Annotated in this window: 25 protein-coding genes; 22 read left to right on the top strand and 3 right to left on the bottom strand. The window is 48.3% G+C overall.

From position 1 onward, the window contains the following. Window positions 1-64 precede the first annotated feature (64 nt). Window positions 65-379 carry a hypothetical protein gene (locus tag BO18_RS18095; protein ID WP_034448832.1) on the top strand — a complete coding sequence of 105 codons (315 nt, stop codon included), beginning with the start codon at window positions 65-67 and terminating at the stop codon, window positions 377-379. 98 nt (window positions 380-477) lie between these two features. Here the strand turns inward: BO18_RS18095 and BO18_RS18090 are convergent, their stop codons facing one another. Further along, complete coding sequence (locus tag BO18_RS18090) at window positions 478-1,830, bottom strand: aspartate kinase (protein ID WP_034448830.1); 1,353 nt, start codon at window positions 1,828-1,830, stop codon at window positions 478-480. A gap of 131 nt (window positions 1,831-1,961) precedes the next feature. Here BO18_RS18090 and BO18_RS18085 point away from each other — a divergent pair, with 131 nt between their 5' ends. From BO18_RS18085 to recN, 13 genes are all read left to right on the top strand, one after another. Further along, complete coding sequence (locus BO18_RS18085) at window positions 1,962-2,459, top strand: YqeG family HAD IIIA-type phosphatase (RefSeq protein ID WP_034448828.1); 498 nt, start codon at window positions 1,962-1,964, stop codon at window positions 2,457-2,459. A 118-nt stretch (window positions 2,460-2,577) separates the two neighbouring features. After that, window positions 2,578-3,135, top strand: coding sequence for an elongation factor P (gene efp, locus BO18_RS18080; RefSeq protein WP_034448826.1), 558 nt, complete (start codon window positions 2,578-2,580; stop codon window positions 3,133-3,135). Window positions 3,136-3,227: 92 nt separating this feature from the next. Next, window positions 3,228-3,596: an Asp23/Gls24 family envelope stress response protein gene (locus BO18_RS18075; RefSeq protein ID WP_034448825.1), complete on the top strand. Its 369-nt coding sequence runs from the start codon at window positions 3,228-3,230 to the stop codon at window positions 3,594-3,596. Beyond that, entirely contained in the window at window positions 3,593-4,147 is a 555-nt protein-coding gene (gene amaP / locus BO18_RS18070; RefSeq protein WP_034448824.1) for an alkaline shock response membrane anchor protein AmaP, read from the top strand. Before BO18_RS18075 ends, amaP begins: the two co-directional genes overlap by 4 nt. A gap of 2 nt (window positions 4,148-4,149) precedes the next feature. Then, entirely contained in the window at window positions 4,150-4,386 is a 237-nt protein-coding gene (locus BO18_RS18065) for a DUF2273 domain-containing protein (RefSeq protein ID WP_034448823.1), read from the top strand. Then, entirely contained in the window at window positions 4,383-4,781 is a 399-nt protein-coding gene (gene nusB / locus BO18_RS18060; protein WP_034448822.1) for a transcription antitermination factor NusB, read from the top strand. Before BO18_RS18065 ends, nusB begins: the two co-directional genes overlap by 4 nt. 4 nt (window positions 4,782-4,785) lie before the next feature. Beyond that, window positions 4,786-6,012 (top strand): exodeoxyribonuclease VII large subunit, encoded by a 1,227-nt coding sequence (gene xseA, locus BO18_RS18055; protein WP_051688919.1) that lies wholly within the window; start codon window positions 4,786-4,788, stop codon window positions 6,010-6,012. Further along, window positions 6,005-6,247, top strand: a complete 243-nt coding sequence (gene xseB / locus BO18_RS18050; RefSeq protein WP_034448821.1) for an exodeoxyribonuclease VII small subunit — start codon at window positions 6,005-6,007, stop codon at window positions 6,245-6,247. The genes xseA and xseB overlap by 8 nt, the downstream gene beginning before the upstream one ends. A 2-nt stretch (window positions 6,248-6,249) precedes the next feature. Further along, window positions 6,250-7,173 carry a polyprenyl synthetase family protein gene (locus tag BO18_RS18045; RefSeq protein ID WP_034448820.1) on the top strand — a complete coding sequence of 308 codons (924 nt, stop codon included), beginning with the start codon at window positions 6,250-6,252 and terminating at the stop codon, window positions 7,171-7,173. After that, a complete protein-coding gene (gene dxs, locus BO18_RS18040; protein WP_051688918.1) occupies window positions 7,173-9,059 on the top strand; it encodes a 1-deoxy-D-xylulose-5-phosphate synthase in 1,887 nt (628 codons plus the stop codon). The genes BO18_RS18045 and dxs overlap by 1 nt, the downstream gene beginning before the upstream one ends. Before the next feature lie 73 nt (window positions 9,060-9,132). Further along, the gene (locus BO18_RS18035; RefSeq protein WP_034448819.1) at window positions 9,133-10,014 is read left to right on the top strand and encodes an NAD(+)/NADH kinase; all 882 of its coding nucleotides are present in this window, start codon (window positions 9,133-9,135) and stop codon (window positions 10,012-10,014) included. Then, the gene (locus BO18_RS18030; RefSeq protein WP_034448817.1) at window positions 10,001-10,465 is read left to right on the top strand and encodes an arginine repressor; all 465 of its coding nucleotides are present in this window, start codon (window positions 10,001-10,003) and stop codon (window positions 10,463-10,465) included. Before BO18_RS18035 ends, BO18_RS18030 begins: the two co-directional genes overlap by 14 nt. A 4-nt stretch (window positions 10,466-10,469) precedes the next feature. Next, window positions 10,470-12,161, top strand: a complete 1,692-nt coding sequence (recN, locus tag BO18_RS18025) for a DNA repair protein RecN (protein ID WP_034448815.1) — start codon at window positions 10,470-10,472, stop codon at window positions 12,159-12,161. Between the two features lie 163 nt (window positions 12,162-12,324). On the opposite strand, the gene BO18_RS18020 is transcribed toward recN, so the two are convergent. Further along, window positions 12,325-13,224 (bottom strand): RluA family pseudouridine synthase, encoded by a 900-nt coding sequence (locus BO18_RS18020; protein WP_034448814.1) that lies wholly within the window; start codon window positions 13,222-13,224, stop codon window positions 12,325-12,327. 120 nt (window positions 13,225-13,344) lie between these two features. Here BO18_RS18020 and rny point away from each other — a divergent pair, with 120 nt between their 5' ends. Further along, on the top strand, window positions 13,345-14,916 hold the full coding sequence (gene rny / locus BO18_RS18015) for a ribonuclease Y (protein WP_066738374.1): 1,572 nt from the start codon (window positions 13,345-13,347) through the stop codon (window positions 14,914-14,916). A 172-nt stretch (window positions 14,917-15,088) separates the two neighbouring features. On the opposite strand, the gene BO18_RS18010 is transcribed toward rny, so the two are convergent. After that, the gene (locus BO18_RS18010) at window positions 15,089-16,321 is read right to left on the bottom strand and encodes a hypothetical protein (protein WP_034448813.1); all 1,233 of its coding nucleotides are present in this window, start codon (window positions 16,319-16,321) and stop codon (window positions 15,089-15,091) included. Window positions 16,322-16,486: 165 nt separating this feature from the next. Here BO18_RS18010 and BO18_RS18005 point away from each other — a divergent pair, with 165 nt between their 5' ends. The 7 genes from BO18_RS18005 to recO are packed head-to-tail and all read left to right on the top strand — an operon-like array spanning window position 16,487 to window position 24,069. Then, on the top strand, window positions 16,487-17,269 hold the full coding sequence (locus BO18_RS18005; protein WP_034448812.1) for a TIGR00282 family metallophosphoesterase: 783 nt from the start codon (window positions 16,487-16,489) through the stop codon (window positions 17,267-17,269). Beyond that, complete coding sequence (gene lspA, locus BO18_RS18000; protein ID WP_051688917.1) at window positions 17,262-17,825, top strand: signal peptidase II; 564 nt, start codon at window positions 17,262-17,264, stop codon at window positions 17,823-17,825. The genes BO18_RS18005 and lspA overlap by 8 nt, the downstream gene beginning before the upstream one ends. Beyond that, a complete protein-coding gene (locus BO18_RS17995) occupies window positions 17,815-18,729 on the top strand; it encodes an RluA family pseudouridine synthase (RefSeq protein WP_034448810.1) in 915 nt (304 codons plus the stop codon). Before lspA ends, BO18_RS17995 begins: the two co-directional genes overlap by 11 nt. Before the next feature lie 53 nt (window positions 18,730-18,782). Beyond that, window positions 18,783-19,715, top strand: coding sequence for a PhoH family protein (locus tag BO18_RS17990; protein WP_051688916.1), 933 nt, complete (start codon window positions 18,783-18,785; stop codon window positions 19,713-19,715). Window positions 19,716-19,718: 3 nt separating this feature from the next. Beyond that, entirely contained in the window at window positions 19,719-21,791 is a 2,073-nt protein-coding gene (locus tag BO18_RS17985) for an HD family phosphohydrolase (RefSeq protein WP_034448809.1), read from the top strand. Then, window positions 21,788-23,326, top strand: coding sequence for a GTPase Era (era, locus tag BO18_RS36310; RefSeq protein ID WP_185752503.1), 1,539 nt, complete (start codon window positions 21,788-21,790; stop codon window positions 23,324-23,326). Before BO18_RS17985 ends, era begins: the two co-directional genes overlap by 4 nt. Further along, window positions 23,326-24,069 carry a DNA repair protein RecO gene (gene recO / locus BO18_RS17975; RefSeq protein WP_034448807.1) on the top strand — a complete coding sequence of 248 codons (744 nt, stop codon included), beginning with the start codon at window positions 23,326-23,328 and terminating at the stop codon, window positions 24,067-24,069. Before era ends, recO begins: the two co-directional genes overlap by 1 nt. Window positions 24,070-24,094 lie beyond the last annotated feature (25 nt).

The following is a 24,094-nucleotide window of genomic DNA, read 5'->3' as shown; positions in this document are numbered from 1 at the left end:
CTCTTGTTGTGATAATGAAGCCATCAAGAAAACAACAACACAAAAGAAAACGGAGGACAGAAAAATGAAAAACACAGATATCAGAGAACTTAACGTAGAACAGCTCGACATGATCAACGGAGGATATCTCTACTTTACCACTATAAACTATGTAGACCTCTATCAGGTGCTGGATGATGACGGTGATGTCAGGAAAGAATTCATTGAGAAGGAAGATGCGATCGCATACGCTGAGGCTCACGGATATTCCACAGAAGTTCTCTTCTTCTGGGAAGACGTGCAGAAGCTGAGGATCAGAGGACCCAAGATCGCAATGCCGGGTTTTAAGTACCTTACGGTCGAAGAGATGGTAGAACAGTTATTACCTTATATTCAATGATTTGATTACGAATTATCACCATCAGATATAAAATAAAAACGAACCCCGGAAACTAACAACGGCTTCCGGGGTTCGTTCTTTATCAGTTTATGATCTTATCAATATCTGAAGAGTTCCTTGTAGAGTACTCTTACGGCGTAAGAGCAATAGGATTCTGAGACACCGAACATCATGGAGATCTCGGATGCGCCCTGGTTAACGATCCTCAGGTTGATGCCTGCGTTGGAGAGGGCGGATGCGGCACGTGCCATGATACCGACGGAATTTGCCATGGCTTCACCGACGATCATGACGATGGCGAGGTCTCTGTCTACGCTTACATCTGCTTCGAGTTCTTCCTTGATTCTCTTGACGATGATGGCTTCCTTTTCTTCAGTGAAGTATTTCTTGCGGAGAACGATCGTTACCGTGTCGATCCCGGAAGGAATGTGGTCGATGGAGATAGCCTCATCAGAGAAGATCTTGAGGAGTGCAGCAAGGAAGCCGACCTGACGGTTCATCATGTACTTGCTTACAGTGACAGTGCAGAAGCCCTTGTCGCCGGCAATTCCTGTTACGAGTGAATCGTAATGAGTACGCTTGGATACGATCAGCGTGCCCTTTGCCGTAGGATTATTGGTGTTCTTGATATTGAGAGGTATGCCTCTTGCAAATACGGGATAGATAGCTTCCTCATGAAGAACGGTGAAGCCTGCATAAGAGAGCTCTCTCATCTCGTCGTATGTTATCTCTGTGATAGGGAAGGGGTTCTTAACGAGATTGGGGTTAACAGCGAAAACGTTGTCAACGTCAGTCCAGTTCTCATAAACGTCAGCTCCGACTGAAGCTGCGAGGATGGAACCCGTGATGTCAGAACCGCCTCTTGAGAATGTGATGATCTTGCCTGTCTTGGATACACCGTAGAAACCGGGGAATACAAGGATGACATCTGTCTCGTCCTTGAGCTTTGCAAGGTTGTCGTATGTCTCGGGAAGGATGACTGCTTTGCCTGCTTCGTCATGCTCCAGGTAAAGGCCGCACTCTTCAGGATTGCAGTATTTTGCAGGGTGTCCCGTAGATGTGAGATAGTAAGCTACAAGTCTTGCGCAGCAGTCTTCACCCATGGCTTTGACTGAATCAAGGTATGCAATGTCTTCCGTGTAATCTGCCTTTACGATATTAAGGAGTCTTTCCTCTATGTCGGGAAGGACTCTCTCGATATTGAGCTCGTCGGCGATCTCCTCGTAACGTGCGAGAACCGCACCGACTTCCTTGTCATAGGATTCTCCGGCAAGTCTTGCTTTTGCAACCGCAATGAGAAGATCCGTTACCTTTGTGTCGTCCTTGGTGCGCTTACCGGGCGCGGAAACGACCATGATCTTTCTGTCTTCATCTGCGAGAAGAATGTTGCAGACTTTCTGTATCTGAAAAGCGTTGGCAAGAGATGATCCGCCGAATTTTGTTACTTTCATGGCAATAGTGCTCCTTGACTCGTCATTTTGCTTTACTATAATATCACAAGCGCAAAAGTATATATTTATAATTATTTTGACGCGAAATATTAGTCAGTATGTAATACTGCACAATAATACAGGAGAATACTTTGAACATATTCAAAGCGATGAAGCCGGAGAAAGTTTACGAGAGCCTTGTCCTTGTCCCGTGGGGCGAACTTGCCGCAGACGGAATCAGGACCGCTCTTTTGGATTTCGACAACACGCTGGGACCTGACCACGCGACTGAGCCTGAGGATTACAGCTACAGGTGCGTTAAGATGATCCAGGAACAGGGGATAAGATGCTGTCTCGTATCGAATGCCAAATCCGAGAGATCTGCGAAGATCGCGGAGATGCTGGGTATTCCCGTTGTTACCTACGCCAACAAACCCGGTACGTCGGGCGTGATGAAGGCGATAGCGCTCATGGAGTCTACGCCTGCAGAATCGGTAATGATCGGTGATCAGGTCTTTACGGATGTCATTGCCGGCAACAGGGCAGGCGTGAGAACGATAATGGTCGAGAAGCTCCACAGACCCGAAATATGGTATGTTATGCTTAAGCGGCCCTTCGAGAAGATCGTAAGGTTTTTTGGCAGATTCTGATCTTAAGATGCCCTGTATCCGCTTGCGGGAACAAATGAAATGGATACTTGCATAGAAATACTCTTTCAAGTAAAATTAGTCAGTTAAACGCTTATTTATTAAAAAGGAGAAGATATTTATGATTAGCGCAGGTGATTTTAGAAACGGTCTGTGTTTCGAGATGGATGATCAGGTTTATCAGGTCGTTGAATTCCAGCACGTTAAGCCCGGTAAGGGAGCAGCTTTCGTAAGAACAAAGTACAAGAATGTTAAGACAGGTTCCGTAGTTGAGAGATCCTTCAACCCTAACGAGAAGTTTGAGCAGGCTCAGCTTACGAGACAGGATATGCAGTTCATCTATGCTGATGGTGATCTTTACTACTTCATGGATCAGGAGACTTATGAGCAGACTCCCATCCACCAGGACAAGATCGGCGACGGCATCAAGTTCCTCAAGGAAGAGATGGTCTGCAAGGTCGTATCTTATAAGGGCGACATCTTCCAGGTTGAGCTTCCCATCACTGTTATCCTCGAGATCACAGAGTGCGAGCCCGGCGTAAAGGGTGATACGGCTAACAACGCTTCCAAGTACGCTACACTTGAGACAGGCGCTGTAGTTAAGGTACCTCTCTTCGTTAACCAGGGCGAGAAGATCAAGGTTGACACAAGAACAGGCGAATATCTCGAAAGAGCTTAATTTTCAGATCAGTTGCCGTAAGCGGGTGAACTATCCGCTTACGGCAGTTATTTATCCGCACCTTTATAGTTTAGAAGATCCAAGGAACCGATATGGAAGACAATACTAACATCGAATCCATAAAAGGCGATCGTTCAATGACACAGGGCTTTGTGGCTCAGTATGCGTCTGAAGCAGCGCTCCAGATAGACGGTGTCTTGTCTTTGGTTCCGTCATTCGCGGTTGCTCTCAAGGAGAAGGCCGGAGTGGTACATGAAGGAAAAGGTGTGAGAGTAGTTTTCGGGGACACTGTAGAAGGATCAGTATCGATCACTGTCTATCCTGTTGTTAAATACGGGATGATCATCCCCGAGATCGCTTGGATGATCCAGGAAAAGGTTAAAAAAGACGTCGAACGATTTACCGGACTTACGGTAGAGAGTGTCGACGTTTATGTTTGCGGGGTTGAGGAGGTGTCATGAATTCCTTTATCAGAGCTTTGATGTTCTTATATTCCGTTGTAATAGCCGTCATTTCGGTCGTGCTGTTATATGCGCTTTTTGATGACGGTATCTTTGCCGATATCCTGAAGCCTCTGTCAAGGATAGTAACCGGACCTGTCAGCAGGTATATCTATCTGGGCGTTCTGATGCTCCTGTTCATCACGTCAATTGTTTCGATCACAAACATCATTACATCGGGAAGACTTAACCGTACAAGACTCAGAAAGAATGATATCGGTACGGTCGACATCAGCCCTGATGCCATCGAGAGCATCGCGCTCAATGCAGCAAAATCCGCACAGGTCGGTATTAAGAGCGCGAGATGTCATGCCACACCTGCCAAGAATCAGGCACTTAAGGTTACAGTGTCATGCGAGCTCTATTCAAATGTCGAGATTCCTTCATCCATGGCAAAGGTCCAGGAGAAGGTAAAGAAAGATATCGAGAGATATACGGGAATAGCTGTAGAGCAGGTTGTTGTCAGAGTCTCCAAGGTTGAGCAGGCTCAGACGAGAGTTGAGAGCAGATAAGGATGGAAAGGTTTTTATCAAAGCTTTTCGAGAAACTCCGTAACACCAAGGCTGGTGTTATATTTGCTGTCCTGTTTTTTATAATCGGACTTTTACTTTGCATATTCGGGTTCTTTAAGACCCTTTTCATATTATTAATGACGGCGGTAGGCTTCTTTGTCGGTTCGTTCCTCTTTTCCGATACGAGCAAGTTCAAGAAATTCCTTGACAGGATATTGCCTCCGGGGAGGTTCAGATGAGTAGGATCGAGACACGTGAAAAAGCTATGGAATTTCTGTTTCAGACCGGTTTCAGGTCTGATCCGGTAAGCGAACAGATCAATCTGTTCAGGGAAGCATATCCGGAGATAATCGAAGATGAGCCCTATTTCCTTGATATCGTCTACGGCGTTATCAACAGCAGGGACGAGCTCGATGCAAAGTTTGTTCCTTTCCTTAAGAGATGGAAGCTCGAGCGTCTTCCCGTGACTGACCGCATCATCTTAGAGATCGCCGTATATGAGATACTTACTGTTGAAGATATCCCGACTTCCGTATCCATCAATGAAGCGGTAAAGCTCGCAAAGAAATACGGTACGGACAGTTCATCTTCTTATATCAACGGCGTATTGAGCAACTTCGTTAAGAGCCTTTGAAATCATGTATGATTTTGAAAGTGTAAGCCGGCTTAACGGCTATATAAAGCAATCACTCCAGGATAATCCTTATCTTGCCGATATCAGTGTCGTGGGCGAGATATCACAGTATACCGTGGTCGGCGGAAAGCATGCATATTTCTCGCTCAAGGACGATCAGGCGGTAATAAGTTGCGCGATCTTCCAGGGATACAGGAACCAGCTGAAGTTCACGCCTGAGCAGGGCATGAAGGTAAAGGTATTCGGAAGCATCGACATATATTCTCCGAGAGGCCTGCTCCAGCTTATCGCGACAAGGATCGAGGAGATAGGAAGCGGAGATCTGCACGAGCAGTTCAACAAGCTTTTCGAAAAACTCCAGAAAGAGGGCCTTTTCGATCCCGCGCACAAAAAGCCCATTCCGATACTCCCCAGGAGGATCGGAGTCATTGCATCCGGCTCGGGAAAGGTCATCGCCGATATCGTAAATACCGTAAGGAAGAGAAATCCCCATCACGACATACTTTTGTATCCGGCAAGCGTTCAGGGCGCGGAATGTCCTCCTGACGTTATCCGCGGACTGGATTATTTCAACAGCGAAAAGAACGTCGATGTCATCATAGTCGCAAGGGGCGGAGGGTCTTTTGAGGACCTTTTCTGCTTTAACGACGAGGCCATGGCAAGAGCTGTTTACGCAAGTGAGATACCTGTCATCTCTGCGATCGGACATGAGCCCGATTACACGATAATCGATTATGCAGCTGATGTCAGGGCGGCAACTCCGACGGCAGCCGGAGAGATGGTTATCGCATCTTACGAAGACCAGAAGAAAGAGATAGACAATCTGGCCCTCAATCTTGATATCGCGATCAACAGTTTCGTAGATTCTAGACGCAAGGCGCTCGAGGTCTATAAGAATCACAAAGCCCTTCATTCACCCGCATATTACGCGATGGAGCAGTTGGCGGTCGTGAGGGAACTCAGGACAAGGCTCGATGCCGCATCGGTCAGGATCACCGGACAGAAATCTTCAGAACTCAACGAATTAAAGGTAAGGCTCGAGGCGCTGAATCCTGAAAACGTCCTGAAGAGAGGTTATTCATACGTATGCGATAAGGACGGAAACGCCGTCGAATCGGTAAAGGGAGTAAATACGGGCGACAGCGTGAACATCATGTTGTCTGACGGTAAGCTCGTAACCGAGATAAAGAAGATAGAGAATAAAGATGACGGAGGAGATAAAGATGCCTGAATCTAAAGATAATGAGATGACATATGAGGCCTCGATGGCCGAACTTCGCCAGACAGTCGCCAAGCTTTCCGAAGGCAAAGCGACATTGGATGAATCATTAAAACTCTATGAGAGAGGCGTCGAATTGGTCGCCATCTGCGAGAAGAGACTTAATGAGGTCACGGCAAGGATCGAGGCTGTCAACAAGGCTAACGGCACGACAGATCCTCTCAACATCAGCGAGAGCGGGGTATGACGATGGAAAACGCCGATATCATGGCTCTGATGGAGAGGACCGAAGAGTGGATCCTGCCCGAACTCTGGAATGTCTTTGGTAAGGATGTAAGCGAGGACATTACGGTCAAGGCAGCGATGTACAGCCTTTTTGCCGGAGGCAAGAGGCTGCGTCCTATGATGATGATGCTCACATCCGACATGCTGGGACTCGATGAGAGTGCTGATGCGGATGTTAAGTATTTCGCCGCGACGCTGGAGATGATACATACATATTCTCTTATCCACGATGATCTTCCTGCCATGGATAATGACGACTTAAGACGCGGAAAACCGACCTGTCACAAGGTGTTCGGTGAAGGCATAGCCACGCTTGCCGGTGACCTGCTGCTCAACAGCGCCATGGAAAGGCTTTTCCGCATCTCCGAAAAAGATAACGGTTACATATATGCCGCTTCCGCATTGGCTAAAAATGCAGGCATCTACGGCATGATCGGCGGCCAGAGCATCGACATCTCATCTACGGACAAAAAGATATCATTAGACCTTCTCATCGAACTTCAGGAGAAGAAGACAGGTGCGCTCATAGAAGCTGCTGTCGTAACTCCTTATTATGTTTCGAAGAAGCTGACATCTGAAGAGAGCATGACTGACGGGACGGCAATAGAACTCAGGAAGCTCGCTTCGCACATCGGACTTGCGTTCCAGATAAGAGACGACATCCTCGACGTTATCTCGGACAGTGCCGTGCTCGGAAAGAGTACCGGCAAGGACGAGCGTGATTCGAAGGCGACATTCGTAACTCTCCTGGGTCTTAAAGGCGCCGAGATGAGGATGGAAGAAGAGATAAACAGCATCAGGGATATCCTCTCGTGCTTCAGGCAGAAGGGCTTTGATACTGCAAACTATGAGACATTGACTGATTATCTTGCAGACAGGGACAGGTAATGGAATACAAGTATCTCGGAAAGGAAATCACGCATGAGAAACTGCAGTCAATGAAGACTGCGGAGCGTGAACAGCTCTGCTCCGAGTTGAGGGACAAGATACTCAATACCGTATCCCAAAACGGCGGACACCTTGCGAGTAATCTCGGCACGGTGGAACTGACCGTGGCACTGCTTTCGGTCTTCGATTACAAGAAAGACAAGATCGTTTTCGATGTCGGCCATCAGTCTTATTCGTATAAGCTCATGACGGGAAGATTCGACCGTTTCAATACGCTCAGGAAGAGGGACGGTATATCCGGATTCCCGAGGGTCTCCGAATCTCCTTACGACGCATTCGACACGGGTCACAGCTCGACTTCGATCTCCGCCGCGATGGGTATAGCCAGAGCCAGAGACCTCGAAGGCAAGAAATTCAATGTTGTCGCCGTGATAGGCGACGGTGCGCTTACGGGCGGACTTGCATATGAGGCTATAAACGACTTAGGTCACAGCAAGACCAGGATGATAATCATACTGAACGACAACGAGATGAGCATCGACAAGAATGTCGGAGGTCTTTCCAAGCATTTGTCAAAGCTCAGAATCTCGAGCGGATATATCTCGGCAAAGCAGACGACCGAGTCGTTCCTGCAGAAGCTGGGATTTGTCGGACGAGGACTCATCAAACTGATCCTTGCGATAAAGGATTTCTTCAGGTTTCTCCTGTACCGCAAGACGCCTTCGATGTTCGATGACCTCGGTCTTAACTACTACGGCCCGATCGACGGTCATAACATGGATGATCTCATCAAGGCACTGGACGCAGCGAAGGACATCAGAGGTCCCGTGCTCATCCACGTAATAACCAAGAAGGGGAAAGGTTACGCTCCTGCTGAGTCGAATCCTTCCGACTACCACGGCGTCGGTCCGTTCGATCTGGAGACGGGCGTCGCTTCTTCCGGCAATCACAGTTATACGTCGGTCTTTGCAAACACGCTGACCGAACTTGCCGCGAATAACCCTAAGATCGTTGGCATTTCCGCCGCCATGACGATAGGAACGGGCCTGGATAACTTCCAGATGAAATATCCCGCCAGGTTCTTTGACTGCGGCATCGCCGAAGAACATTGCGTAACCATGGCAGGAGGTCTGGCTGTGTCGGGCTTCATACCTGTAGTGGCCATCTATTCGTCATTCCTTCAGAGAGCTTACGATGAGATGATCACGGACTGCTGCTTCATGAACAACCATGTTGTATTCGCGATAGACAGGGCAGGCTTTGTCGGCAATGACGGACACACGCATCACGGACTTTTAGACATCTCGTATCTTAATTCGATGGTCAACATGACGGTCTTTTCTCCCAGGGATTATAAGGATCTTTCGAGGTGCCTTACATATGCGGTCGAGAATGTTAAAGGTCCTGTAGCCGTACGGTATCCGAGAGGAACGTCTCCTTTCGAATCAGGCGCTCCTTTGTATCAGGATATATCAGACTGCGTCAGGCCTCACATTTCGAGAGATTACGGTAAAGACTTTGTTATCGTATCGACCGGAAAGATAAGCGAGGAAGCTGATAAGGCCGCAGACATCCTTAACGGACTTGGCATCAGTGGCAAGCATATCAATGTTTCCATGATAAAGCCTGTTCCGGCAAAAGAGATACTCGAACTCATGGACGGCGCGGAAAAGGTATACAGCCTTGAAGAGGGCATAATCAGCGGCGGATTCGGTGAAGCGCTCGAAAGAGAGTTCGAAGGGCTGGGTTTCTTTGGCGGCGTTACCGTCTTCGGCGTAAAGAACCCCATAGTCAGAGCGATGAGTCAGAAAGAACAGATCGCATACTGCGGTCTGGACGGCGATTCGCTCGCTGCATCGATCAAGGAATCACTCCCTAAAACATAAGGATATTTTGCTTCTGTATTTTTATACAAGAAAATGTTTAAATATATAGAGTTTTGAACGGGAGGATCACTTCATGAATTACGGAATATGTTCCAATGGTTCAAGAGATACCGGTTATGAGACGGCAGTAAACACCGCCGAGATAATCAGCAGTTTTGGTCATACGCCTGTTTTCGAGCCTGACATGGAGGAAAAATGCCCTCAGCTCAAGGCAATACCGAGAGTAACTTTCGGTGAGTTCGCCAAGATGGATCTGAAGACGATCATCTCCATCGGAGGCGACGGGACTTTCTTATATGTAGTCGCAAAATACAGAGAGCTCGATGCCGAGTTTGTCGGTATCAATAAAGGTTCGATCGGATTTCTGACCGAGATATCACAGGAAGATCTCGAGAAAGATCTCGAGCTCCTTGCAACGGGGCAATACAGTACCATCGAAAGGACGCAGCTCAAGTGCGAAGTCTTCGATAAGGACGATAAGCTCAAAGGATCATGCATCTGCCTCAATGACATAATAATCGTAAGGGGAGCAAGGCCTCACATTACGAAGCTCAAGCTCGCGATAGACGGGCAGACCATAGAGAATTTTTACGGGGACGGTCTGGTAATAGCCACTGCCACGGGTTCTTCCGCTTATTCGCTTTCCGCGGGCGGTCCCATCCTGATGCCCGGAATGAAGGACATAATCGTAACCCCGATCTGCTCGCATACACTGAACGGATATACATATGTCGCGACTCCCGAGAGCGAGATCAGGATCAGTCTTGACCAAGTCGAGAGCGTGCCTTTGATCTGCCCTGACGGAAGGGATTTTGTTGATCTCGAGAGCTTTGATCACATCGTGATAAGAAGATATGACAAAGTCTTAAGGACTGCCACGGTAAAGAAGGATAACTTCTTCAGCGACGTAAGAAAGAAGATCGTACAGAGAGGATATTTCTATGAAAACCGCTAAGAACTCCAGACAGGAGAAGATCCTGGCTCTTATAAGGGATAACGATATCTCCACTCAGGAAGACCTCACCGCAAAGGTAAACATGGCGGGATTTGAGGCGACACAGGCAACCATTTCGCGCGATATAAAAGAACTCGGTATAATCAAGATCACGCTGCCGAACAGGGGAACGAAGTACTGTGTTCTCGACAGAACGGGTGATACCGCACCGGGAAGGCTTCTTGCCGTTTTCTCTAACAGCATCGTATCAGTCAGCCAGGCGATGAACATAATCGTTATAAAGACGCTCCCCGGCATGGCACAGGCGGCAGCATCCGCACTTGATTCGATGCATCTTGAAGAGTGTACGGGCACGATCGCAGGCGATGACACGATCTTCGCCGCATGTCCCGGAATAGAAGAAGCGAAGGCACTTGCCATTACTATCTCCGACATGATGGACAAAGGCTGATCAGATGCTCGTAAGACTTGAGATAAGAGATTTTGCGGTCATAAGCAATGTCGTATTCGAACCCGGTAAAGGTCTCAACGTGATAAGCGGTGAGACGGGTGCCGGAAAGAGCCTCATAGTTGACGCCATCAATCTGATACTCGGCGCTAAAGCTTCCAAGACTCTTATAAGGACGGGGAGTTCATCCTGCTATGCGGAGGCGGTCTTCGACTGCTCGGAAATAACTGACAGTGACTTCAGACAGATGCTCTCTGATAACGGAATAGAAGATGATGACGGCATGCTCATCGTGAGCAGGACCGTCTACGACAGCGGAAAATCTGTTGCCAGGATAAACGGGACTGGCGTTACGAATACCATCTTAAGAGAGATATCCTCAAGGCTCGTCGACATTCACGGCCAGCACGATACGCAGGCCATCTTCGACGAAGGATCGCACGTTAAGTTCCTGGACAGGTTCGCGGGGGAGAAGTGCGTCAGCCTGAGCCGTGACTATACAGCAAAGCTTAAAGAATATGTGGACATGGTCTCCCGCATCAAGGAGATATCGTCGACTCCCGATTATCTCGAACGCCGCAGGGAATATCTGGAATATGCGGTAAACGAGATAGAAGCAGCGGGATTTAAGGAAGGAGAAGAGGAAGAACTCCACGAGACCAAAAAGAAGGTCTCGCAGGATGAGGCGACGCTCGTGAGTCTTTCCAATGCGCAGTCGCTCTTATCTTCCGACGGTTCTTATGAAAGTCCCGTACAGGCTGCCGGTCAGGCCGCCAGAGAGCTCCTTAAGGCTTCACAGTCTGACGAGGCTTTTAAGGATATAGCTGAACGTGCAAGAACTCTTGCTCTTGAGCTTGAGGCTCTCTCATCGGATGTTGACAAGGAACTCTCTGACAGAAATTACGACGAGGGCCTGAAAGACCGCATCGAACAGCGTATAGGCCTTCTCTACGATCTTAAGGCCAAGTACGGTCAGACTATTTCTGAGATAAATAAGTTCGCTGATGAAGCGAAAAAGGAACTCGATGCTATCGAGCATAACAAAGACCTTTTGCAGGAGCTGAAAAAGAAGCGTGCTGAGATTCTGCAGGAACTGTTAAAACTCGCTGAAGATCTTTCGGCGGAACGCAAGAAAGCCGCTTTGAAACTTGAGAAAGCCATCACAAAAGAACTTTCCGACCTTGAGATGCCGAATGCTGTTTTCGAGGTTAACTTTACAAGACGCGAGAATGCAAAATTCTTCTCGAAGTCGGGCATAGATGACATAGCATTCAGGTTCAGCGCCAACCCCGGACAGGAGGCAAGGGCATTGTCGGCTATCGTATCCGGAGGCGAGGCTTCCAGGATCATGCTCGCCATTAAGAATGTTCTGAGCAGCGTTGACCTTATCCCGACACTGATATTCGACGAGATCGACACTGGTGTTTCCGGAAAAGCCTCACTTGCCATCGCAAACAAGCTCAAGGCGATAGCTTCATCCCATCAGGTGCTCTGTGTTACACATACCGCGCAGATCGCCGCGGCGTCCGACAGAGGCTTTGTCCTTACCAAGAAAGTAACGGACGGAAATACGGAAACTATGTGCGATGTTCTCGATGCTAACGGGAAGATCGTAGAAGTGTCCAGGCTCCTTTCCGGCGGAAACGCGGAATCTTCGGTCCGTCTGGCGGAGGAACTCATAGCTTCGTTCATCTGTTAAAGAAGTGTGAAATCAGGCTTATCAACCTAGTCCTTAATACCTGTATCAAGCTCCGCGGAACTGATGATTTCAAGTCTGCGATAAATGACGTCATCAAGGAGATGTATAAGGACAAGGAAAGATACTATAAAGAGCATCCTGAAAGAAAATACAGGTAAGTCCTTTATCTTATGCCGTCAATGACTCTCTGCATGTCTTCCGGGAGGGCGGCCTCGAAAACCTTGTCTTCCTTATCGAAAGGATCTTTATACTCGATCTTGTATGCGTGAAGAGCGACTCTTCCCATCTGTTCATCGAAGATCACGGCCGTATCCTTAAGCGCCGGGTTGGGGTTGTCGTCTGAAAGCGGTCCGTAGAGTCCGTCTCCGAGGAGAGGGTGGCCTACATGACAGCAGTGAGTCCTTATCTGATGGCATCTTCCTGTCTCGAGTTTGAACTCGACAAGTGATATCCCCGCATTCCCGAAATGTTCCACAGTCTTATAGTGTGTGACCGACGGCTTTCCGTTTTCGACGCAGTCCCTGATCATGACCGAGTTCTCGCGTCTGGCGATAGGGAAGGACATCGTTCCTTCGGAGGGTTCGAACTTTCCGTAACAGAGTGCGAGATAGCTCTTTTTGATATCCGCTTCAGTAACCAGCATGTTGTGGGCGTATCCGTCCTTGGCGACTATGAGGAGACCTGAGGTTTCTCTGTCCAGGCGCATTACAGGGTGCAGCGTCTCATCAGAGAGGCTTGTGAGAAGGGAATCCTCAAGATGACCGTGTGAAGGGTGGGTGACCATGCCGGCGGGCTTATTGACCACCGCGTACGAGCCGGTTTCGTAGAGAATGGAGACATTTTCAGGGCAGTTCAGTTTCCCTGAATTGTCCTCATACTCGAAATACAGTCTGTCGCCGGTGCTGACACGGTCCTTTACACGGGCATGAACGCCGTTCTGCTCAACGGTACCGTAGAGCTTGACGCGCTTGACCCATGTGGTGCTCATCTTGAATTTCCGGCGCATTACCTGCTGGATCTCGCACCCGTTATATTCATTTTCAACAAAATATTCGAATTTCATTGTTACATTCTAACAAATTATTGACAGAAAGTTGATTTATTTCTACAATATTCAATGGCTTGTCAGAGCCATTTAAAACGTTCTTTGACAACTAAATAAATTTTGGAGGTGAGTACCAACGTGCCACAGGTATCATTATTGTATGTGATAATCGCGGGCGTTGTTGGTCTTATTCTGGGTATTGTATTTGCAGCAGTATATTTTCTGTCAGGAATTTCCGGCAGACAAAAGAGGCTGGAGGAGGATATTGCTAAATCCAAGGAGGATAGCAATGTGCTTCTCGCTAATGCGCAGAAGGAAGCAGAAAACAACAAACGCGATTTGCTTTTGCAGGCGAAGGAGGAAGTCTCTCGTGTACGTTCAGAATTAGAGCGTGAAGCAAGAGATAAGAAACAGGAACTTGCAAAAGAGCGCAATAGGCTCGAGCAGAAAGAAGAAAATATCAATCGTATTGAAGCTAATTGTGAGCGCAAGCAGGAGGAGATCGAGAAGCGTCAGCAGAATGTGGCTGAACTCGAGGCCAGAGCGAAGGACTACGAGCAGCGTAAGAAAGCTGAGCTTGAAAGAGTGTCAGGACTTACGATCGCAGACGCCAGAAGCTTAGTGCTTGACGAAGCAAAGCGTGAATACACACATGATATGGCTATTATGCTCAAGCAGATGGAAGAGAAGACCAAGCAGGATGCCGATAAAGTCGCAAAAGACATTATCGTCAACGCAATTCAGCGTTATGCATCCGATTATGTCTCTGAAGTCACTGTATCGGTCGTAAATCTCCCGAACGACGAGATGAAGGGTAGGATCATCGGTCGTGAAGGACGTAACATCAGAGCGATCGAGACTATCACGGGAGTCGATCTTATTATCGACGATACTCCGGAAGCAATCGTTCTTTCATCTTTCGATCCGATCAGAAGAGAGATCGCGAGAATGACTATTGAAAGACTCGTTGCAGACGGAAGGATCCACCCGGCCAGGATCGAAGAGATGGCCGGCAAGGCAAGGAAGGAACTCAATCAGACTATCAAGACCGAGGGCGAGAAGGCTGCCTTTGATACGGGTGTAATGAATCTGCATCCCGAACTCATCAAACTCTTAGGCCGTCTCCGTTACCGCACATCGTACGGACAGAACGTGCTGCAGCACTCCATTGAAGTTTCATGGATCGCTGCAATGATGGCGGACGAACTCGGATTAGACAGTAATCTTGCAAGGCGCGGAGGCCTTTTGCATGATATCGGTAAGGCTGTTGATTTCGAGCAGGAAGGAACACATATCCAGCTCGGTGTCGAGATCGCCAAGAAGTATCATGAGAGCCCCGCAGTCATCAACTGCATAGAGGCGCACCATGGTGATGTCGAGCCTCTGTCTGCAGAGGCTGTATTAGTTGCTGCCGCTGATGCCATTTCAGCAGCAAGGCCCGGAGCAAGAAGAGAGAATCTCGAGACATACATCAAGAGGATCGAGAAGCTCGAGGAGATCGCCACGAGCTTCGAAGGCGTAGAGAAGAGCTTCGCCATTCAGGCAGGCAGAGAGATCCGCGTCATCGTTTCACCTGATAAGGTTTCAGATGACGAGATGACTCTCAAGGCTCGTGATATCTGCAAGAAGATTGAGGATGAACTGGATTATCCCGGACAGATCAAGGTTAATGTGATCAGAGAGACTAGGGCAACTGACGTTGCTAAATAATTTTATTAATGCATTTTACATATATTTTTATTTAACACGTTAGTATCATCTATCAAAACAAATCAAGGACCTTGGGTCAGTGTCATTAAGACACGAGACCTGAGGTCCTTTTTGTTTGCGTTTGGATAGTGTTCTCCGGCTTTACGCGATATGGTTTAGAGCAGATTTAAGATCATTCTTTGACCACCGGTCTGCCGCTGTAAGGGTTCAGGCATACGCCGTGTGAATCAAAATCATAGAGCTTGCCGTTGATCTCGTAGTCCGTCATGGAGTTGATCATGGCGCAGCCGTATTTCTTTCCCGAGAAATAATACCATTTGCCGTTTTCTTCGAGCCACTGATCGCTGTAAACCTTTCCGTTGGTTCCGCAGTAGAACCAGTAGTCATTACCCCAGTAATTCTTCATCGTAGGGACTTTAAACCAGCCGATATGCATCTTGCCGTCATCATCAAACTGATAGTAATCACTGCCGATGATCCTGGGTCCCGTGCACATGTATCCGTCTTCAGGATCGAAATAATACCATTTGCCGCCGATCTTATGCCATTCCTTGTAAGGTTTGCCTTCGGAATCGAAATAGTACCACTTATCCGAATCCTCCACCCAGCCTGTAAGCTTCCTGCCGCTGTAAGGATTGGAGCAGACGCCGCTCTTGTCGAAATCATAAAGGTATCCGGAGATGTAATAGTTAGACTTTGAGCAGACCATAAGACAGTCATCGTTGAAGTAATACCATTTGCCGTTCTGATTGAGCCATTTGGAAGAGTATATGATCCCGTTCGATCCGAAATAGAACCATCCGTCTTCTTCGGTATCGGCACTGACCCATTTGTTCTTTATATAACTGCCGTTCTTGTCAAAACAGTAAATGCCGCCGTCTTTGTCCTTCGCGATCCCGTATGCCATGCGGCACTGGCGGGAAGCGTTCTGACTGTTCGAGCCGTCCTCGAAGAAATACCATTTTCCGTTTACAGTCTTCCAGCCTTTAAAAGCGGCTCCATCGGCTCCGACATAGCGCCAGTCCTTAAGATCAAGGAACTGGGACCAGAAACCGTCGGGATCTCCGTTCAGGTCACAGATGTATTCGGCAAAACCTTCGAAATAGGATTCGCCGCAGTCTATCCACTTGTTGGTTTCCATGGCGCAGCTGCTGTCGAAATGATAGAGCTTGCCGTTTATCGTCTCCCAGCAGTCCGCATAAGCGATGCCGTCAGCGTCGAAGTAATACCACTTGCTGCCGATCTGTTTCCAGCTGTTCTGAACGTAAGTGGTGCTGTCGGTGTAATAGGACCATCCGGCTTCGGTCTGATGCCATCCGGCTCCGTCAGCCATTACGGCTGCAGGCAGGAATGACATGATCATCCCGGCGGAAAGGACTGAAGCCAGCAATTTCTTTATTTCCATATACTTATCCTCCCATGTATTCATAGATAGTATTCTAGCAGAACGGGTAAGGAATAAAAGACGGCAGGAACCTGTGCCGCCTTTTATTTCAAAACCTCCTGCTTAAAATACGCTAAGATTTTTGCTATACTTTTAAAGAATAAAAAGATTTGGAGGGCTTATACCGTGAAAGTGTGCTTTGTTGGCGATATCGTCGGCTATGCCGGACGCCGTGCTTTTAAGACGGTAATGCCCGGTTTCCTTAAGAGCAATTCGATCGACTGCTGTATAGTAAACGCTGAGAACAGCGTTCACGGTCTCGGAGCTTCGATCAATATCTTAAGAGAACTCGAGACCTATGGTGCCGATCTTTTTACTCTGGGAAACCACACATTTTCAAACAGGGAATTCATAAGCCAGATTGCCAAGGTGAAGAACCTGGCAAGACCTGCCAATTTCAGCCCTTCTTGGCCCGGCAACGATTACTGCGTTTTTGAGAAGAACGGCGAGAAGATCGGCGTTTTTAATCTCCTGGGCCAGGTATATGCAAACGTTCTGCCGGATAACCCGTTTACTTATGCGGACGGGATAGTGGAGAGGCTTAAGCGCGTGGAGGGGTGTACGACTGTCCTGCTGGATTTCCATTGCGATGCCACCTCCGAGAAATGCGCGATGGGTTATTATCTCGACGGCAAAGTGTCTGTCGTTGCGGGAACACATACGCACGTTCAGACTGCAGACGAGACGATCCTGCCGAACGGCACCGGATACATTACCGACTGCGGCATGTGCGGTGCGAAGGAGTCGATCCTCGGCATGGACATAGAGGCTTCCATAAGGAGGCTCGCTTATAAGCTTCCTGCCAAATATGAGCCTGCCGACGGCGAAGGATTCGTGTGTGGTATCATTTTCGAGACTGATAAAAACGGAAGGTGTACCGCGATCAGACGGTTCTGTGAATATGAGTAACAGTGTAAGTGCGAAGAAGAAAACTAATGTAAAGCTCATCGATATCTTTTCGGTTCTTTTTGCCATACTCGTGGCGGCCGACCAATACTTCAAGGATCTGGTCGTAAAACAGATCAAACCCGTCGGAACAAAGGTCATAATCAAGGATTTCTTTTCGTTGTTTTATTGCGAGAATACCGGAAGCGCATTCTCGTTATTTGCTGATAAGGCTTGGGGAATATATTTCCTTATAGCTGTCTCGACCATACTCGGATGCGGCATATTCGCTCTCATGATCGTGTCTTCAAAGAACAGCATGCCGCTCTTATCCGTTGCTTTCTGTCTCCTGTCGTCAGGCGCCATCGGAAACCTCATCGACAGAGCGCGCCTCAAGTATGTCATCGACTTTCTGAGGTTCGACTTCGGCAGTTATACATTCCCGATATTCAATTTCGCTGATATATGTGCCGTGCTGGGCACATTCCTTTTGATCTACATAATCGTGTTCCGTTCCAAGGAGTTTGAGGCTTTCTGGAATATCCTCTTTAAGAAAAAGGAGACCGAAGATGCCGAATGAATCCAAGGTTTGCGGTACAGACGGAGTAAGGCTCGACAGCTTTGTCACGGATTCTTTTGATTCCACATATTCCAGGTCGTTTTATAAAAGGCTGATAGACGACGGAAAAGTAAGCGTCAACGGAAAGGTGATCACAAAGGCAGGCACGAAGCTCTCTGCCGGTGATGTGGTCGAGGCGGAGATACCGGCACCCAAGGAGGACGATTCCTTCATAGCTCAGGATATCCCGCTCAATATCGTATATGAGGATTCCGATCTTCTCGTAATAAACAAACCGCAGGGCATGGTCGTGCATCCTGCGGCAGGACACAGCGAGGGAACTTTGGTCAATGCTCTGCTAGCGCACTGCAAGGATGAGCTGTCCGACATCAACGGAGTCTTAAGGCCCGGCATCGTTCACCGTATCGATAAAGATACTTCCGGATTGATGCTTGCCTGCAAGAATAATTTCACGCATTTAAGACTTGCCGACATGCTCTCAAGACACGAGATAGTAAGAGAATACAGGGCGCTCGTATACGGTGTCATAAAAGAAGACAAGGGAACGGTCGACGCTCCCATCGGAAGGTCTGCTACCGACAGGCGCAAGATGGCTGTCGTAAAAGACGGAAAACCCGCAGTAACTCATTTCGAGGTCATCGAGAGACTGGGCGAGATATCTGATATCAGACTCATCCTTGAGACCGGAAGGACGCATCAGATCAGAGTTCACATGGCCTATACGGGTCATCCCGTCGTAGGTGATCCCGTGTATGCTTCGAGACGCAAGAACTACGGCCTTGAAGGCCAGGCGCTTCACAGCAAGGCGATAACTTTCGTCCATCCGAGGACGGGCAAGACTATGCATTTCGAGACGGAACTTCCGGAGTACTATACTGCGGTGCTCAGGCAATTTAAGGGCTGAAATGTTGACTCGAAAATTGATTAGCATAATAATTCTTTTATAGGAGATCTCATTTGGAAGAAAGAATCGAACAGCTCAGGAATTCAACGCAGACGGCAGGTCTTTATGCATCAAGGATCGCCGGCTTTTTTGATGTCAGCATAGAGCACGACGGAAACGGTTTTGTCATCACGGGTGACACCAAGGAAGTGTTGATCGCAAAGGATGCTTTCCTGGCTTTGGATAAGCTTTCGGCCGATTCGGAAATAGATGAGACAGATATCCAGTACCTCATGAACCTGGCCAGGGACGGCAGGCTCGAGGAATTCCTTAAGACTTCGGACGAGGTCTTTTACATGACACCTTCGGGAAGAGCCGTTAAGCCCAGAACTCTGGGACAGAGGCTCTATGTGGATTCCCTGAAAAGATCGGAACTTGTGATCTGTGCGGGTCCTGCCGGAACAGGCAAGACTTTCCTCGGCGTCGCCATGGCCGTTAAGGCTCTGAAGAGCAGGGAAGTGTCGAGGATCATCCTCACGAGACCCGCAATAGAAGCCGGCGAGAGACTCGGTTTTCTGCCCGGTGACATCGAAGAAAAGGTAAATCCTTACATGCGCCCGATATACGACGCACTGTCCGCTCTTTTGGGACAGGAGATGTTCGAGCGTTATTACGACAAGGGCGTCATAGAAGTTTCTCCTCTTGCTTTCATGAGAGGGCGCAATCTCGATGACTGCTTCGTGCTGCTGGACGAAGCTCAGAATACGACTCCCGAACAGATGAAGATGTTCCTTACGAGACTCGGCGTTAACTGCAGGGCATGCGTATGCGGCGATTTCACGCAGATCGACCTGCCCAAGGGGATCGAGAGCGGCCTTAAGGATGCCATCACGGTCCTCAAGGATGTCGACGGCATAAAGATCGTAAGTCTCAATGATTCGGATATAGTCAGGAACAGCCTTGTTGCAAGGATCGTAAAAGCTTATGAGGATGCTAGGCAAAGGTGATCTATGAGCAGTAACAAATCCGCAAAACCGAAATTCCATCAGATCATATCGTTGGCGCTCGCTTCGCTCACGATAATCTTCCTCGTTTTCTACGGTTCGCTTCCCGTAAGTTACGATTATGAAGTTGGTTCCATCGCTACTCAGGATATATACGCTCCGAGAACTTTTGCCGATACTTACGCGACCGAGAGGGAGGCTGTAAGGGCAAGGGATACCGTTGCAGATATCTTTGTGAGATCCGACAAGCAGGCCCAGGTGAGCATCGACAGGGTTGATGATTTCTTCGATCTCGCAGAGCAGGCAAGAACGAACATGACTCAGGCGAGGGGAACGACATCTCCGATGTCTCCCGCGGAAGCCGCTTCACAGGTGACTCTTAACGTCGAACAGACGATGAACGTTAAGATAAAGTCTGAGGATATCCTCGTTTTTTTCGAGATGAGCAATCCGACATTCACATATATCAGGGAGAAGACCACGACTCTTGCAGAGCTTATCATGTTAGGCGACGTAAACGAGCATCTTCTCGAATCCAAGATCGACGAACAGATCAGCAGTTTCTGCGAGTCGAGCCCTTCTTACGAAAAGTTTGCCGATGCGATGAGGATAGTTCTCTCATCAATACTCGAACCCAATACCATCTACGATGAAAAGGCTACGGAAGATTCCGCGAACAATGCTTATATGACGGCTTTAAACGATCCGATCATGATCGATAAAGGTACGAAACTCGTGGAATCCGGTGCCATTATCGATGAGCATGTATACAGCAATCTCGTTGAACTCGAACTCATCAGAGACTCTTCGTTCAACGTTGTCATCTTCCTCAGAGTCACCGTTTATGTACTGATAATCTCGGCATCTGCAGCCGTATATCTCAATATCGAGCGTAAGAAACTCCAGGTTGAGATGCCTGTATTCTACATGCTCCTTATCACGTTCCTTATCACGGTTGCCGCATCGGTTTATCTCTCGAGCCTTTCGACGCTCCTTTGCATCGTCATATTCTTTGCATCTGTCTGTGCCACTTATATCGGCACCCAGAACAGCATAATCCTTTCGGTCGTAAACCTTTTGCTTATCTGGCCGATGTACGGATTCGATCCTGAAATGTTCTTTATCAATCTCATCGGCATCATACTGTGCTCCATATTCGCGGGCAGGTCTGACAGGATCATCAATAACGCCGCTCTTATTTTCTTCCCGACTATCGCCACTATCGCGACGAGTATTGCTTTTAATTTCCTTCACGGCAATACGAGGACCGAATACCTCAATTCGCTTATCTACACATTTGTAAGCTGCATCGCTTCGCTCGTTGCTGCTGTCGGACTTTCGCCTATCTACGAGCTCGTGAGCAACGCAGCTTCACCTGTCAAGCTCATCACTTTGAGCCAGCCGGGCCAGCACCTCATGAAGCGTCTTTTCCTGGAAGCTTCCGGTACATATCACCATTCCATGATGGTTGCGACACTTGCTGACTCCGCAGCTGAAGCCATCGGCGCCGATACGCTCCTTTGCAAGGTTGCGGCTTATTATCACGATATAGGAAAGCTAGAGCACCCGGAATTCTTTACTGAGAACCAGCACGGCGGCGAGAATCCGCACGACAAGCTTACCGTAATGGAGAGTGTCGGAATAATCACAAAGCATCCTGAAGACGGCGTTAAGCTCGCCAAGAGGGAGAGGCTTCCCAATGCCATAATCAAGATAATCGACGAGCATCACGGCACGACTTATCCTTCTTATTTCTACCGCAAGGCAGTTGAGGATGCGAAGGCGAGAGGCCTTGAACCGCCGGATGTCAACAACTTCAGATACAGAGGACACATCCCGTCTTCAAGGGAGTCTGCTATCGTCATGATCGCCGATACCTGTGAGGCAGCGGTCAGGTCCATGAAGACGACAGACGTTCAGAGCGCAGAGCAGCTCATACGTGTACTCATTAAGGATAAGATCGATCAGGACCAGCTGATCAATTCCGGTCTTAACTTCGATGATATCGAGAAGATAGTTATAGCATTCAGGCAGGTTTATGCCGGTGTTTTCCACGAAAGGATCAAGTACCCTGAATGAGGATCGATTTAGTAAATAATGCGGAAGGTTTTTCCGCGGAAAAGCTCGCTCTTTTGGGCGGATATATTGAGAAGTTAAGCGGAGTCATTGCTGACGGCGAGTACTGTTCACCGCAGGTGGAGAGGTCTTTGAAGAGCGCTTATGCCACTCTTACTTTTGTGACTCCGGATGAGATCCGTGAGATCAACCGTGAGCAGCGCGGCATCGATAACGAGACAGACTGTCTTTCTTTCCCGATGTTGGATCTTAAGGAAGGCGAATTCACATATATACCTGACAGCGGGGATTTTGAGATCGATGACAACGGTGATCAGGTACTCTGCTTCGGAGACATACTGATCAATCCTTTCGCGTGTGAAAAGCAGGCTGAGAGCTACGGTCATTCATTCGAGCGCGAGACTGTTTTCCTCATCGCGCATTCGCTCCTGCATCTCCTTGGTTACGACCATATCGATTCCACTGATGAGAAGATAATGACTGATAAGCAGAAGAGGATCATGAAAGCTCTGGACCTTGCTTTCGAAGATGAGCTCGAAGACGTATACGAGATTGATAACCACAGGGATAATACACCCGCCGAAGGTCTGATCCCGGCCGGAGCGCCCTGCAAACACTGCGGTACTGTCGCTCTTTTGGGACGCCCCAATGTCGGAAAATCCACGCTCCTTAACTACATAACGGGCATGAAGATCGCGATAGTATCGCACAAGCCCCAGACGACCAGGACCAACATTAAGACCATCTATAATACCGAGGATACGCAGATAATCTTTACCGATACTCCGGGTATCCACAAGCCGACTTCAAAGATGGGCGAATTCATGGTCGACAGATCCTATAAGGCTGCTCTCGGCGCCGACTGCGTAGTGCTTATCGCAGACGGCAGATTCCCCGAACCCGGCGCTGTCGAGAAGAAACTCTTATCGCTTCTTAAAGAGAGCAACAAGCAGGTTATCCTTGCAATAAACAAATACGATGAGGCAGGTCAGGAAAAACTCCTGCCGCTGACGCAGAAGTATTCCGAACTTTACGATTTCGCAGACGTTGTTCCCGTAAGCGCAAAGACCGGAAGGAACGTCGACCTGCTCCTTACAGTGATCGCGAAAATGCTGCCCGCGGGTCCCAGGCTCTACGACAGCGAATATATGACAGACCAGACCGAGCGCGTTATCGCTGCCGAACTCATCCGTGAGCAGGTGCTGCACTATACGGATCAGGAGATACCGCACGGAACAGCGGTCATCATCAACGAATTCAAAGAGAAGAATGACGACGGAGAGATAACGGACGGAGATGACCGTACCATTGTCGTCATCAAAGCCGACATAATCTGCAGCAGGGATTCGCATAAGGCGATCATCATCGGAAAAGACGGCCAGATGATCAAGCGCATCGGTACCGCTGCGAGAAGGAACATCGAGAGGCTGCTGGACTGCAAAGTCTACCTTGACCTTTACGTAAAGGTAAGGAATGACTGGCAGAACAACGACGCACTGCTCTCGGAGACTGGTCTTAACAAAGACTCCGACGAATAATGGATCCCTTTAACTGCCGCGGTCTCATAATCCGTTCGAGTGATTATAAGGAAAAGGACAGACTCTTATCTGTCCTTACTGCAGACAGGGGACTTATAACCATATGCGCCAAGGGCGTTGCCAAGCCGGGCGCCACGCTTGCTTTTGTTTCAATGCCGTACATGCTCTGTGACTTCGTGGTATCGGTATCACACGGTTACTATTACCTCAAGGATGCTTCGATCATAGAGAGCAATTCGAAGATAATGGAGAGCTTGGAGCAGATGACCGTTGCGGCTCATATCTCGTCATGTCTCATAGACTGCACACTGCAGAGCGAGAATGCCAAAGAGGCTTATGAACTTGCCGTTTACGCATATTACTATCTTGCAAATAACAAAGATAAATATCTGCTCATCTATTCGGCCTTTAACTGGAGACTGCTTTCAATAGCAGGTTTTACTGTCCTCTATGACTTATCCAGTCCGAGCTATGTCGCATCGGGAGATAAGCCGAACCGGTACCTGATAAACATCGCGGGCGGAATAAACAGCGATAAGAATCTTTCGAGGACTTTTGACAGGCTTCTCGATGAATCCGCTGTAAGGGCGCTGAACTATTTCGCGACGTGCGATCTGAAGAAGCTTTTTACTTCGACTGCTGACAAGAAGACCGAAAGAGATCTGAAAGACCTTACAACAGACTATCTTTCTGTACATTTTGATAAAAAATATGACAGCCTTAGCGTTTTGAATAATATATAATTCCCTTATGAAACAGAAAAGAGAG

This window comes from Butyrivibrio sp. AE2032, from assembly GCF_000702965.1.
The sequence above is the reverse complement of the archived record's forward strand: the minus strand, read 5'-3'. Positions and strand labels throughout refer to the sequence as shown.